Here is a 14,042-nt window from a genome sequence, read left to right on the forward strand (position 1 = left end):
ATTCTGATGCTGCGCCGTCCGCAACCCCTCACCCCTGTCGCAGACGCGGAGCAGCTGGCGACCCGACAGCCGGAGTCTGTTGCAGCCCTTGGAAGTCTCAGGCCCGCAGGTGAGGTGCGTCGTCTGGCTGCGCCGGTGAGCGGTTTTGGTGGCTCACCGAGGGTGTCGTCGCTGCTGGTCAAGGAAGGCGATCCGGTTAGCAAAGGACAAGTCCTCGCTGTATTCGACAACAGGCCGAAGATCGAAGCGGATCTTGCCTCATTCAACGAGAAGATTCGCAGTACCGAGATAGAGATTCCTCTGAAGAAAAAGGAGGTGGCCCGTATTGCCCAGGCTGCCCGGCAGGGTGCGGCGAAAGTTGTTTTGCTCGAGGAAAAACAGAATGAACTCACCATGCTTGAGCGCAAAAAGGTGGAGTTGATCGCCGAGCGCAGAAAGCTTGAAGCTGATCTGAACGACAGCGAACTTCGTTCTCCAATCGATGGCACTGTTCTCAAGCTTCGTGCCCGGGTGGGTGAGCGTCCTGGGGCTGAAGGTGTCATGGAAGTTGGAGCCAGTCAGTCGATGGAGGCTCTAATCGAGGTCTATGAGTCGGACATCAATCGCATCAAGGCTGGAGAGCCCGTCATTCTGATCAGTGAGAACGGCGGTTTCGAGGGAGAGCTTCGGGGAACGGTTGAGCGCATCAGTCCTCAGGTTCGTCAGCGACAGGTGTTGTCCACGGATCCCACCGGCGATGCCGACGCCAGGATCGTTGAGGTCCTGGTCAGGTTGGATCCAGAATCCACTCAGCGCGTATCGAGGCTGTCGGGCCTGAAGGTGATCGCCCGATTCGGGTCCTCATGATCGGCCGCTTCCTGAGCGGCCGACGAATTCCACTGGCTTCACTGATGCTGGTGCGTCAGCCGGTTCGTCTGGCTGTTGCGCTGGCCGGAATCAGTTTCGCGGGAATTCTGATGTTCATGCAGCTGGGATTCCGCGACGGACTGTTCGATGCCAGCGTCACCGTTCATCGACTGTTCGATGCCGACATTGTTTTGATCAGTCCACGCTCGACCAGTTCAGTGAGCATGGCTGGTTTTCCTCGACGCCGTCTGGTGCAGGCCATGGCATTGCCTGAGGTCGAGGGCATCACGCCGGTGCATTGGAACCTGTTGCTCTGGCGTAATCCCAAGACACGCGGCACCCGTTCAATCCTTGCTCTCGGCTTCGAACCGGGGGATCCTCTGTTTATCGATCCGACCCTGGCTCCCAAGGCCCAGGTATTAACCCAGAAAGGTCGGGTTCTTTTCGACGAAAAGTCGAGGCCTGAGTTTGGTCCCGTCGCCGAATGGTTCCGCTCAGGACGAACAGTTGAGAGTGAGATTTCAGGGAAAAGGGTGCGTGTGGCCGGTCTGATCGAGCTCGGCAGCTCCTTCGGTGCCGATGGCAATCTGCTCACAAGCAGCGAAACATTCCTCGATCTTCTTCCCAACACTCCACCAGGAAGCATCGAGGTTGGACTGGTTCGTTTGCAGCCTGGCTCGGACCCCGAGGCAGTGGTGGAGAAACTCAACGCCCTGCTACCCGAAGACGTCACTGTCTTCACCAAGCAGGGTTTCATTGATTTCGAGCAGAACTACTGGCGCACCAGCACTTCCATCGGTTTCATCTTCACGCTTGGTGCTGCCATGGGCTTTGTTGTCGGCTGCGTGATCGTCTATCAAGTGCTGTACTCCGATGTCAGTGACCATCTTCCTGAGTACGCCACTCTGATGGCCATGGGCTACAAGCTCAGAACCCTTCTGGGTGTGGTTGTACGGGAGGGACTGCTGCTCGCTCTCTTCGGGTATTTGCCGGCTTACGCAGCCGGGCAGGGGCTTTATCTGTTGGTCAGAAGTGCCACGGCGCTCCCCGTGGCCATGGATTTCAGCCGTGCAATGACGGTGTTCAGCATGATTCTGGTCATGTGCATGGCATCGGCAGGTCTGGCGATGCGCCGTCTGGTAGATGCCGATCCGGCGGAGATTTTCTGAGGCCATGACGGTTCTTTCCCATCCAGCGCAACAGCAGGGAGCTGATCTGATCAGCACAGTGAGGATCGAAAACCTCAGCCACTGGTATGGGCGTGGGTCAACGCGACGACAGGTGCTTCAGTCGGTTGATCTTCAGATCGCAGCTGGTGAAGTGGTGCTGCTGACCGGTCCATCAGGGTGTGGCAAGACCACCCTTCTGACTTTGATCGGCGCTCTTCGTCAGGTTCAGCAGGGTGATGTGCGCGTGTTCGGTCAGCAGCTCCAGGGTGCCGGCCGGGGACAACGACAGCTGCTTCGCCGCAGGATCGGCATGATTTTTCAGGGTCATAACCTCCTGCGCTGCCTCACCGCCGAGCAGAACGTGCAGATGGGAGCCGATCTGCTCGAGGGTTTCAGTTACCGCGGTCGCCGTGATCAGGCCAGGGAGTGGCTCAGGGCCGTGGGACTGGAGGATCACCTCAGCAAGCTTCCTCAGGACCTTTCGGGAGGCCAGAAACAGCGCGTGGCCATTGCCCGGGCTCTGGCGGCCAGGCCCCAGCTGTTGCTTGCCGATGAACCCACGGCAGCGCTTGACAGCAGCACCGGTCGGGAGATCGTTGAATTACTGAAGCGTCTTGCTCGCGAGCAATCCTGTTCCGTGCTGATGGTGACTCACGACCCGCGCATTCTTGATGTTGCTGATCGGCTGGTGAAAATGGAGGATGGCCGTTTGCTTCAGGCCATTGAGTAAGTTGGGGTGAACATCAAGAAGTTCCGGATTCAAGAATGGCCAAGCGCAGAAACCTCAAGAAGGAAAAGCAGGAGCGCAACCGCGCTTATGCGCGCAAATTCAAGAAGCGCAAGATGCGCAACGATGGCCGTGGTGAAGGCGCCGGCAATGGTGTGACAGGAACTGCCAACAATGGTGGAGCCGCCGACTGATCGTTTTCCCATCAACCTGATCTGAGAGGGGCTGAGGCCCCTTTTTTCTTGCCTTTAGGCTGGCTCACTACGGCTCACCGAGCGGGCGGATGTTCATCAGCGTCGTCATTCCCACCTACAACCGACGCGACATCCTCGAGAAATGTCTGCGTGCTCTGCAATACCAGAACGCCTGTGACGAGATCGATGACTACGAAGTGGTCGTTGTGGATGACGGATCCACCGATGGCACGCCCGACTGGCTTCGAACATCTGCGGCGACTTTCGCCAGGGTGCGCTTGATCGAGCAAAGTCATGGGGGGCCGGCAGAGGGACGCAACCGTGGTGTTGCCCACTCCCGCGGCAACGTGATCGTGTTCATCGACAGTGATCTGGTCGTGACACCGACATTCCTGGCCAGTCATGCGCGAGCGCTTGCAAGGCAATGGCAGCGGTCCGGCAATCGTCTCTGTTTCACCTACGGCGCGGTGATCAACACCGCTGATTTCGAGAATCCAACCGGAGAGCGTCACAAGTTGCGTGATCTGTCCTGGGCTTATTTCGCAACCGGTAATGTTGCGATCGATCGACAGGTGCTGGAACGGTCCGGCCTGTTCGACACGGGATTCAGGTTGTACGGCTGGGAGGACCTCGAACTCGGTGAACGGTTACGTCAGATGGGAGTGCAGCTGGTGCGCTGTCCTGAAGCCGTTGGTTATCACTGGCATCCTGCCTTTCGCCTTGCGCAGATCCCCGACCTGATCAGGGTCGAACGCGAGCGCGCCCGCATGGGGCTTGTGTTCTACAGAAAGCATCCGAGTCGACGGGTGCGAATGATCATCCAGTTCACTTGGATGCATCGGCTGCTGTGGGGGCTGCTGACCTTGGGAGGTTTGCTTAACGAACGCACTCTGAGGCCCTTGCTGGCTTGGTTGATCCGCCTGGGTCAACCTTCCCTGGCACTCGAGCTGCTGAGACTTCCGCTCAACCGGATCGGTGTCGAGGCTTTGTATCGAGAAGCGCGTCAGGCAGGGCTGTCCTGAGCCGGTGCTTTGTTAAATTCGCCGGGTACCTTCAAACCACACACCTGTCTGTTTCGGGTGCTGGTTGTGATCTGAACCTCGGTTCATCACACCATCCCTGACAGGTGGAGGCGAACCCGAAACCTCTAAACAACCATGGCTGTCGTCACTCTCGCCGAGATGATGGAAGCTGGTGCCCATTTCGGTCACCAGACCCGTCGCTGGAATCCCAAGATGTCGCGCTACATCTATTGCGCGCGCAACGGAGTTCACATCATTGACCTCGTGCAGACCGCTGTCTGCATGAACAACGCCTACAAATGGACACGGACTGCGGCCAGGAGCGGCAAGCGGTTTCTGTTCGTCGGCACCAAGAAACAAGCTTCCGAAGTCGTGGCTCATGAAGCTGCACGTTGTGGCGCTTCCTATGTGAACCAACGTTGGCTGGGTGGAATGCTCACCAACTGGACCACGATGAAGGCCCGGATTGACCGCCTCAAGGATCTGGAGCGGATGGAGTCCAGCGGTGCGATCGCCATGCGCCCGAAGAAGGAAGCAGCTGTGCTTCGCCGGGAGCTGGATCGTCTTCAGAAGTACCTCGGCGGTCTGAAGAACATGCGCAGACTCCCAGATGTGGTGGTCCTGGTGGATCAGCGTCGCGAGACCAATGCTGTGCTCGAGGCCCGCAAGCTCGACATCCCTCTGGTGTCGATGCTTGATACCAACTGCGACCCCGATCTCTGCGAGGTGCCAATCCCTTGCAATGACGATGCTGTGCGTTCAGTGCAGCTGGTGCTGAGCCGCCTCGCTGATGCCATCAACGAAGGTCGTCATGGTTCCAACGAGCAGCGTGGCTCCGACAACCAAGGTTGAGTCGCATTAGCCGCTAAGTTCACGCCGCCCTCCCGTCCGAGCGGGAAGGCGGATCTTTTTGTCCCAACGTCCTTCACCAACACATCCGATGGCTGCTGCCGTATCCGCCAAGCTCGTCAAGGAACTCCGCGACAAGACCGGCGCTGGAATGATGGACTGCAAGAAAGCTCTTGCAGCAACCGATGGTGATGCCGACAAAGCTGTTGAGTGGCTTCGTCAGAAAGGTATCGCCAGCGCTGAAAAGAAATCTGGTCGTACTGCTGCTGAGGGAGCCATCGGCAGCTACATCCACACGGGTGCCCGTGTCGGTGTGCTGATCGAAATCAACTGCGAAACCGATTTCGTCGCGCGTGGCGACATGTTCCAGGAGTTGCTGCGCGACGTTTCCATGCAGGTTGCTGCCTGTCCTGGTGTGGAATACGTCACCACCGATGAGATTCCTGCTGAGATCCGTGAGCGCGAGAAATCGATCGAAATGGGTCGTGATGATCTGGAAGGCAAGCCTGAGCAGATGAAAGAAAAAATTGTTGAGGGCCGCATCAACAAGCGCCTCAAGGAACTGGCCCTGATGGAACAGCCTTTCATCAAAGACAGCTCCCTGACCGTGGCGGACCTCGTGAAGCAGACAGCAGGCAAGATCGGTGAAAACGTCAAGGTGCGTCGATTCACCCGCTACACCCTCGGAGAGGGCATTGAGATTGAAGAGACCGACTTCGCTGCAGAAGTCGCTTCCATGTCGAAAGGCTGATCTTGACGGGATTACCGGGGAGTCGTCACGCGCACGATCCAGGCGTGCAACTTGCACGTCTGCAAGAGCGGTGTAACTCACTGGCTCCACTTCTTTACAGAGAGCAGGCCCAGTATCTGGAACTGGTGCGTCGGATTTTGCCTATCGCTGTCAAAGCGGCGATCCGCCACCTGCTCTGCTCGCTCTCCCCTCTGCAACGCGCATCGCTCTCAGAGCGTCAGACGTTGTTGCAGCAACGGATCGATGCACTCGTTCAGCGTGCTTCATCGATGATCACTATTGAGCAGCTGCTCGTTCTGGCCGCGCGCCTGCAGGATGAAGAGCGGCGATCCCGCATCCAGCAGTTTCAGAATCTCGCCGATCGTTCCTCCAGCAGCGTTGAGCCAGCTGTGACTGAAGCACCATCCCCAGGCATTGAGCTGGGACTGGATCTGCCGCTGGAACGCCCAGATCTGCTGGAGGGTCTGCTGCCGAACGATCCTCGCTCGACGGCTGATGATCTGGTGGATCGTTCCGATGTCAAGGAGACTCAGTCACTGACATCAGCTGATTCAGGGTCCGAGATGTCCGAACTGGAGATCCTGCGATCGCTGTTCGTCATGGCCGGTGAATCTCTGGAACAGGGAGAGTCCTCCCAGGAGCTGCAGGGCGGTCCTGAACCAGACGAATCCCATCTGGACCCGTTGGCTCAGTCGAGCGATCAGTTGATGCCTTCGACCGCAAGCGGCCTGTTGAGTTGGATGGATTCAGTGGATTCCGCCTTGATCCGCAGGCTGCGCAATGTGTCCCATGCTGTGAATGTTGAGCTGATGCGAGCGGGGGTGACACGCAGCCTGCTTCCCATACAGCTTCTGGATGCCGTTAACAGTGGTCAGCTGCCATCCCAGTCGGCACCCTCCAATGTGCTGAGACTGACCCTGCCTCTGTCGATGGTCGTTGACGACCAGGCGATAGACACCGCCTGCATCTTGATGCGCCCATCCGAGCTTGAGTTCGATGACCATGCTCTGAGACGCAGTCGCAGTCGCCTGCGCTTGCAACGTCGTGATCTAGGCACTTTGCTGCTGAAGGAGCGACACTGGCAGCGTCGCGCCAGTGTCCGAGAGGTCCAGAATCATTGGTGGCCCAACCAGCCGGAAACTCCTCAACTCAGTTGAATGCCGGCCTGGACTACCAGGCTCTGGAACGGTTTCTGGTATGGATCCGACCCCTGCAGCAGGCGCTGTCACTCGAGGTTGAACGCGGCTTCAGCAATCTTCAGGGCCGCAATGAACGCTTTCACAGCTTCATGCAGCGCGAGCTGGCAACTCCTCCGCAGATTCCTCTGCCTGGCGATATTCCCCCTCGTCTTCAGGCTTTGGCGGAGGGATTCGCTAACTACGCATCCCTGGATGATCCAGCTCGCCGCCGACAGGTCACGCTGGTCAGGCAGTGGCTTCATGCCCTGCGCCAGCGGCTGGAACCATCAGCACCCATGGCTCCACCGCGTCTGAAGGTTGCGCAACGATCCTCGTCGTCTTCTCCATCCACTCAGGCCGCACCGGGTCTTGACAGTCCACTGGCTCAGGTGAAAGGCATTGGGCCGAAACTTGCTGAACGGTTGGCCAGCCTCGGGCTCCTGTTGGTGCGTGATCTGATCCTCCACTACCCCAGGGATTACGTCGACTATTCGGCGCTGCGACGAATAGATGCCCTTGTGCCGGGTGAAACAGCCACGATTGTGGCCACCGTGCGTCGCTGCCACGGCTTCACCAGTCCGCGCAATCCCAATCTGTCGATCATTGAGCTGCAGCTTCAGGATCCGACAGGACGTATCAAGGTGACCCGTTTCCTGGCTGGAAAGCGGTTCAGTAATCCCTCTTATCTGCATGGTCAGACCCGCCAGTATCCCAATGGCGCCACAGTTGCTGTCAGTGGCCTCGTCAAAAGCGGGCCTTATGGAATCAGTTTTCAGGATCCACTGATCGAAGTGATGGAAAATGCTCAAGCACCACTTCGTTCCAGCCGCATCGGCCGACTTCTGCCTGTGTATCCGCTCACGGAAGGGCTAACGGCGGATCGCTTTCGTGCACTGATCGAACGCGTCCTGCCAGCGGTGCGTCTTTGGCCGGAGCCTCTTCCCAGGGTGCGGCGCGATGCTCGGCAGCTGCTCAGTCGCGATCGGGCCCTGGTGGCGATTCATCGTCCTGAGTCGTCCGATCAACTTCAGCAGGCCAGGCATCGCCTGGTGTTTGATGAGTTTCTGTTGCTGCAGCTCGGCTTGATGCAACGCCGCGCGGCGTTGAAGCAGCGCTCCGCCCCCTCCCTGACCAGCAGCGCATCGGATCGTGATGGGTTGCTGGGTCGGTTCCTGGCGATGCTGCCATTCGAATTCACTGCTGCGCAGCAGCGGGTTCTGGCGGAAATCGAGGCGGATCTGAACCGGCAGGAACCGATGGCTCGACTGGTTCAGGGGGATGTGGGCAGCGGCAAGACTGTCGTGGCAGTGGCTGCTCTGTTGCGAGCCATTCAGGCCGGATGGCAGGGGGCAATGATGGCTCCCACCGAGGTGCTCGCTGAGCAGCACTACCGCAGTCTCTGCGGCTGGATGCCAGCTCTGCATGTCAGCGTTGAGCTGTTGACGGGTTCGACCCCTCAGAAACAACGCCGCAGGATCCTCGCTGACGTTGGTTCAGGTGCTTGCAAAATTCTGGTCGGGACCCATGCCCTGCTGGAGGATCCGGTGGCTTTCTCCCGTCTTGGCCTGGTGGTTGTGGACGAACAGCACCGTTTCGGTGTGCGTCAGCGCAACCGTCTGCTCGGCAAGGGGTTGCAGCCTCACCTGCTCACCATGACGGCAACGCCGATTCCCCGCACCTTGGCGCTCTCCCTGCATGGTGATCTGGATGTGAGCCAGATCGATGAATTGCCGCCTGGACGGACGCCGATTCGCACCGCCATGATCACCGGCTCGAATCGACACGAGGCCTACGACTTGATCCGGGACGAGGTGGACAAGGGCCAGAGGGCCTATGTCGTGCTTCCACTGGTGGAGGAGTCCGAAAAGATGGATCTGCGTTCTGCTGTGGATGTGCACAGGCAGCTGACCGATGAGGTGTTTCCTGATCTTCAGGTAGGACTCCTGCACGGACGTCTCGCCAGTGCGGACAAGCAGGCCGTGATCAGAGCCTTCGCTTCAGGGGAGACCAAGGTTCTGGTTTCAACCACCGTGGTGGAGGTGGGAGTGGATGTGCCGGAGGCCAGCGTGATGGTGATCGACCATGCCGACCGTTTCGGCCTTGCGCAGCTGCATCAGCTGCGGGGTCGTGTCGGTCGTGGCGCGGCTGCCTCCCATTGCCTGCTGATCAATGACAGCCGCAACCCCCTCGCCCGCCAACGGCTGGAGGTTCTGGTGCGCTCCACCGACGGTTTCGAGATCGCTGAAATGGATCTGCGGCTGCGTGGACCTGGCCAGGTCCTTGGCACTCGTCAATCCGGCCTGCCGGATCTGGCGCTGGCAAGCCTGGCTGATGATGGATCGGTGCTTGAGGAAGCGCGCGAAGAAGCTGCAGACATCCTGCGTGAGGATCCCGAGCTCAGGGAGTACGCCGTGCTCAGGCGTCTTCTCGATGAGCAGCGCAGTCGTGTGACATCGTCGGCTCAGCTCAACTGAATCGCATCGGTTCGCTGCTGAGGATCTCCCCATACGATGGCTGCCTTGCGCTCTGAGATCGGATGCGTCGTCCCTGGAGCGATGTGGTGATCGACGATTGCGGTGAACCGCTTGTGTCGCTCAAGCCTCGCTTTCTGTGCCTTGAGCCCCATCCCTATGCCTGCGTGGGAGCCCCTTATGGCGAGGATGCCGATCCCTATCGATTGCGCTCCGGCGTTCTGGAGCGTCTGGTTGCTGCGCAGACCCTTCTTTCGCTGCGCCCTGACCCGGAGGTCGGCACGGTGCAGCTGGCGATCTTTGATGCGTGGAGGCCGATTCGTGTCCAGGCCTTCATGGTTGAGTACGCCGTTCAGGAGCAATGTCGCTCACAGGGCATTGATGCCGCCGACCCTTTGATGGCTGCAGCGCTTGAACAGGTGCAAAAGGATGTGGCCCGGTTCTGGGCTCCTCCGAGTCCGGATCCCTGCACACCGCCTCCTCACAGCACCGGTGCAGCTGTTGATCTCACCCTTGCGGACTGCTCTGGAAATCCACTGGAGATGGGTGGTGACATCGATGCCATCGGCGATCAGTCGATTCCTGATCACCATGCTGAGGAAGCTGGGGCGAACCCTCGCAGTGAGGCGGCTCTCTGGCACCGTCGTCGCTGTCTGCTCAACGAGGTGATGTCCGAGGCTGGTTTTGCCAGACATCCCAATGAGTGGTGGCACTTCAGCCACGGTGATCAGCTCTGGGCCTGGCAACAACAGACCCCAGGAGCGATCTATGCCTCTGTTCCTAGTAGCTGTTGAACCAACTCGTCTCCGAGTCGGTTGACATGAGCTCCGAAACTGCGCCTCACTCCGCACTGTTTCCAGCTGATCAGCAAGGGCTCCAGCGTTGATTCCAGTTGATCAAGGGGCATCTTCTGCAGGAACGGCCTGGCGAGGACCTGAAGATTCGGAGTCCCACCCAACCAGAGCTGATATTGATTCAAACCACTGCCCACCAGAGCCAGTTCGGCCATATAGGGACGGGCGCATCCATTGGGACATCCGGTCATGCGCACCAGCACCGACTGGTCGATGCCCAGTTTCTGCAACAACGCATCCAGGCGGTCAAGCACCTCGGGGAGAATCCTCTCAGCCTCTGTGATCGCCAGCCCGCAAGTGGGTAGGGCTGGGCAGGCAATTGCATGACGTGCCAGCGGGGCTGGTTCGCCTGGAAGCTCAAACCCAAGTTCTGCGAGTTCCTGCTTGATCGATGTTTTCTGTGCGGCACCGATGTTGCAGAGCAGCAGATCCTGATTGGCCGTCAGGCGGATTTCCAGCTGATAGGTCTGCACAATCTTGCGCAAGCCATTTTTCACCGCACCCTCGAGACGTCCACACATCATCGGAAGTCCGACGAACCAGAGACCTTTCTTCTGACGGTGCCAACCCAGGTAGTCCTGGAGCTTGGCAACCGGTTCCTGGCGGAGGCCCTTCAGTTCACCTCTGAAGTAGTTCTTCTTCAGTGTTGATCTGAACCAGGTGATCCCCCGCTGATGCAGGAGATATTTCATACGGGCATGCTTGCGGACTTCACGATCTCCGTGATCCCTCTGCAGAGCCATGATCGCCTGCAGCAGATCAAAGATGTCTTCAGCCTTCACGTAACCCAGCATGTCGGCGGTTCTTGCAAACGTGTCCTCCTGGTTGTGGGTCCGGCCCATCCCGCCCCCCACATAGACATTGCAGCCTTTCAGTGCTCCTGAGGCATCGGCAAAAGCCACCAGTCCGATGTCCTGTGTCAGCAGATCAACGGAGTTGTCGCCTGGCACGGTGACGGCAACCTTGAATTTGCGGGGCAGGTAGGTGTCCCCGTAGAGAGGTTCGGCTCCGCTGCCGGAAAAGACGCCTCCCTTCTGCTGACGGCTGCGGGCCTTACGTACGGTTTTGGCTGGCTGAAAGCGGTAGCTGTGGTCGCCGTCAATCCACATGTCCAGGTAGGACCCCTCCGCTGCTTCAGGACTGAGCAGATCAGCGATTTGATCAGCGAGTGCCCTTGCTGCCGGGTAGGCACCCTTCTCGAACGGCGCAGGGGGTGCCATCACGTTACGGTTGATATCACCGCAGGCGGCCAGGGTTGACCCCAGATTGGTGATGATCGTGCCGATCACGGTCTTCAGGTCACCCTTAGGCACCCCGTGCATCTGAAAGGCCTGCCGCGTTGTCGCACGCAGGGTGCCATCGCCGTACTGGTCGGAGAGGTCATCGAGAGCGGCGAACAGGTCAGCAGGAACCCGGCCACCTGGATTGCGCAGGCGCAGCATCATCTGCCAGCAGCGCACCTTGTCGGTTTTGCGCAGTTCGCGATGGTTCTGCTGATAGCTGCCGTGAAATTTCAGTAGCTGAACGGCATCTTCACTGAAACGGATGTCCTCGTTGAGCAGTTCCGACTGCAGCGGTTCGCGCAGATGACCGCTGTAAAGCTTCCTTTTCTCAGCTTTTGAGAGCGCTGTGTCGATGGACTCCGTGCGCGCTGCAGGCCCATCCAGCACAGAAGCCACCATGGCCTCCTGCGCATTGGATGTGGCTGTCAGTCCGTCGCTCACACGTGCACCGTTGTTGCATTTGAAACTAGCGAAGCGGCGTCTCATAAAGTCGCCACCTGCATTGGCACGTGGAGTGGCAAACACGTTTCTGCTCGAGATCGGCACCGAGGAACTACCGGCCGATTTCGTGCGCTCAGCGCTTCAGCAGCTGGAGCGGCGTGTCCGCACTGATCTGAAGGAACTGCGGCTCGACCATGGAGCGCTCACGGTGACGGGAACACCACGTCGTTTGCTAGTTCAGATCAGCGATCTCATCGATTCACAGCCTGATTTGGAGGAGGATCGCAAGGGCCCTCCTGTGTCCCAGGCTCTTGTTGACGGCCAGCCAGGACCGGCTGCTCTTGGTTTTGCCAAGCGTTGCGGCGTGGACCCCTCGCAGCTTGAAACCCGGGATACGCCCAAGGGTCCATGTCTGTTTGCTCGCGTCTGCACCCCTGGTCAGGCGAGCAATGTTCTGTTGCAGGACTTCATCCCCCAGTGGATCGACAGCCTTCAGGGGCGTCGGTTCATGCGCTGGGGAAGCGGAGAGCAGCGGTTCAGTCGACCTGTGCGCTGGCTTGTGGCGCTGCTGGGTGAGGCCCTGATTCCTGTGACTCTCGACGCCTCTGATCCTCTTGTGCGCAGTGGTCGTCACAGTCGAGGCCATCGTCTTCATGACTCGCTCGCTGAGTTGAAGTCTGCGGATCAACTCCCATTGCGTCTTGCTGAAGCCGGTGTGATGGTGGACCGCGATCAGCGTGCCGAAGTGATCCGCAGCTCCATTGCTGCCGAGGCCGCCTCCTGCGGAGGTGAGGCTGATTGTCCGGAAAGCCTGTTTCAGGAGCTGGTGGATCTGGTGGAAGCCCCCCTCGTGCTGAAGGGTGAAATCGCAGATCAGTATCTGGATTTGCCCCCGGAAGTGATTGTCACGGTGATGCAGTCGCATCAACGCTATGTCCCCCTCAGGCAACCGAACACGACTGCCGATCCGCTGCAGCTCAGCGCTCGAACCGTCTTGAGGTCCGATTTTCTGCTTGTCGGCAACGGATTGCCTGATGCCTCCATGACGATTGTCAGCGGTAATCAGCGAGTTCTCAGTGCCCGTCTTGCGGATGCTGAGTTTTTCCTCAACGTTGATCGCCGTCAGCCCAGCGAGCAACGGCGTCAGGAGCTCGATCGCGTCACGTTCGCTGAAGGTCTCGGCAGCCTGCTGGATCGCACTGTGAGGATCAGTTGGGTGATGGACCAGCTGGTTCAGGCCCTCGCAACCAGCGACTCACTGGCAGACCATGGACGCCGTGCAGCCCATCTCTGCAAGAACGATCTTGTCAGCCAGATGGTGGGTGAATTCCCAGAACTGCAGGGGCTGATGGGCGGTAAATATCTGCTCGAAGAGGGGGAGCACCGTGATGTTGCCTTGGCAGTGGCGGAGCACTATCAACCCGCTGGTGCGGGGGACGCACCCCCTTCCAGCGATGCCGGTGCCCTGCTGGCGCTGGCCGAGCGCTTTGAGCTTCTGCTCAGCATTTTCGCCAAAGGTCAGCGCCCGACGGGTTCGTCCGACCCCTATGCGCTCCGACGCGCCGGCAATGGGATCGTTCAGATTCTCTGGGACCGTGGCTGGCGGCTGCCGTTGCAGACGCTGCTGACCACAGCGGCAGATCACTGGGCAGATCTGTTCCCGGCGTTTCAGTTCGATGCCGCTGGTCTTGCCAATGATCTGGGCCAGCTGTTGCGGCAACGCATGGTGTCTCAGTTCGAGGAGGATGGTTTTCCTCCTGACCTTGTGCAGGCAGTGAGCGGAGAGGGGGTGAGCAGCGCCCGTCTGCTTCAGGATCCGGTCGATGCCCGTGAACGACTTTTATTGCTGCAGGAACTGCGGGATGGCGATCGGCTTCAGGCCGTTCAGGCAGTGGTTCAACGCGCATCCAAACTTGCTGAGAAAGGTGATCTCGACACCTCTCAACTGGTTCCGGGATCAGTGATCGAAGCCTCGTTGTTCGATTCACCCAGTGAGTCTGATCTGCTGAACCAGTTGCAGACGCTCGGGCCGCTAGCTGAGGCCTGTGATTATCGTGGCCTGGCGTCTGAGCTTCAGGGTGCTGCCAGAGCGCTTGAAGCCTTCTTCGACGGTGAGAACAGCGTGATGGTGATGGCTGATGACGATGCTGTGAGACGCAATCGTCTGAACCTGCTTGGCGTCCTGCGCAATCAGGCTTCCGTTCTGGCGCGTTTCGACAACATCCAGTTCTGAACAAGCGGCTGATCTCAACAGATG

At 59.0% G+C, this 14,042-nt stretch carries 12 protein-coding genes; 11 read left to right on the forward strand and 1 reads right to left on the reverse strand.

Annotated elements, in window-relative coordinates:
• The first annotated feature begins 6 nt into the window (after positions 1-6).
• The 10 genes from SIB58_RS06055 (at position 7) to SIB58_RS06100 (ending at position 10,001) form a co-directional block, all read left to right on the forward strand.
• Complete coding sequence (locus tag SIB58_RS06055; RefSeq protein WP_369818628.1) at positions 7-846, forward strand: HlyD family efflux transporter periplasmic adaptor subunit; 840 nt, start codon at positions 7-9, stop codon at positions 844-846.
• Entirely contained in the window at positions 843-2,015 is a 1,173-nt protein-coding gene (devC, locus tag SIB58_RS06060) for an ABC transporter permease DevC (RefSeq protein WP_066906347.1), read from the forward strand. The genes SIB58_RS06055 and devC overlap by 4 nt, the downstream gene beginning before the upstream one ends.
• A 4-nt stretch (positions 2,016-2,019) precedes the next feature.
• Positions 2,020-2,745, forward strand: a complete 726-nt coding sequence (locus tag SIB58_RS06065; RefSeq protein ID WP_066906345.1) for a DevA family ABC transporter ATP-binding protein — start codon at positions 2,020-2,022, stop codon at positions 2,743-2,745.
• Between the two features lie 35 nt (positions 2,746-2,780).
• The gene (locus SIB58_RS06070; protein WP_006850288.1) at positions 2,781-2,936 is read left to right on the forward strand and encodes a hypothetical protein; all 156 of its coding nucleotides are present in this window, start codon (positions 2,781-2,783) and stop codon (positions 2,934-2,936) included.
• 89 nt (positions 2,937-3,025) lie between these two features.
• On the forward strand, positions 3,026-3,958 hold the full coding sequence (locus tag SIB58_RS06075) for a glycosyltransferase family 2 protein (protein ID WP_066906343.1): 933 nt from the start codon (positions 3,026-3,028) through the stop codon (positions 3,956-3,958).
• A gap of 135 nt (positions 3,959-4,093) precedes the next feature.
• Positions 4,094-4,810 carry a 30S ribosomal protein S2 gene (gene rpsB / locus SIB58_RS06080; protein ID WP_066906341.1) on the forward strand — a complete coding sequence of 239 codons (717 nt, stop codon included), beginning with the start codon at positions 4,094-4,096 and terminating at the stop codon, positions 4,808-4,810.
• 88 nt (positions 4,811-4,898) lie between these two features.
• Positions 4,899-5,558, forward strand: a complete 660-nt coding sequence (gene tsf, locus SIB58_RS06085) for a translation elongation factor Ts (protein WP_066906340.1) — start codon at positions 4,899-4,901, stop codon at positions 5,556-5,558.
• A gap of 44 nt (positions 5,559-5,602) precedes the next feature.
• Positions 5,603-6,715, forward strand: a complete 1,113-nt coding sequence (locus tag SIB58_RS06090; RefSeq protein ID WP_231857019.1) for a hypothetical protein — start codon at positions 5,603-5,605, stop codon at positions 6,713-6,715.
• Positions 6,676-9,210, forward strand: coding sequence for an ATP-dependent DNA helicase RecG (recG, locus tag SIB58_RS06095; RefSeq protein WP_066906336.1), 2,535 nt, complete (start codon positions 6,676-6,678; stop codon positions 9,208-9,210). Before SIB58_RS06090 ends, recG begins: the two co-directional genes overlap by 40 nt.
• A gap of 62 nt (positions 9,211-9,272) precedes the next feature.
• Entirely contained in the window at positions 9,273-10,001 is a 729-nt protein-coding gene (locus SIB58_RS06100) for a M15 family metallopeptidase (RefSeq protein ID WP_066906334.1), read from the forward strand.
• Here SIB58_RS06100 and SIB58_RS06105 read toward each other — a convergent pair.
• Positions 9,974-11,743 carry an NADPH-dependent assimilatory sulfite reductase hemoprotein subunit gene (locus SIB58_RS06105; protein ID WP_066906607.1) on the reverse strand — a complete coding sequence of 590 codons (1,770 nt, stop codon included), beginning with the start codon at positions 11,741-11,743 and terminating at the stop codon, positions 9,974-9,976. The genes SIB58_RS06100 and SIB58_RS06105 overlap by 28 nt on opposite strands.
• Before the next feature lie 115 nt (positions 11,744-11,858).
• Here SIB58_RS06105 and glyS point away from each other — a divergent pair, with 115 nt between their 5' ends.
• Positions 11,859-14,018 carry a glycine--tRNA ligase subunit beta gene (glyS, locus tag SIB58_RS06110; RefSeq protein ID WP_066906332.1) on the forward strand — a complete coding sequence of 720 codons (2,160 nt, stop codon included), beginning with the start codon at positions 11,859-11,861 and terminating at the stop codon, positions 14,016-14,018.
• The last annotated feature ends 24 nt before the right edge of the window (positions 14,019-14,042 follow it).

Source organism: Synechococcus sp. MIT S9504 (assembly GCF_047497135.1).
In the GTDB taxonomy this organism is placed as follows: Bacteria; Cyanobacteriota; Cyanobacteriia; order PCC-6307; family Cyanobiaceae; genus Synechococcus_C.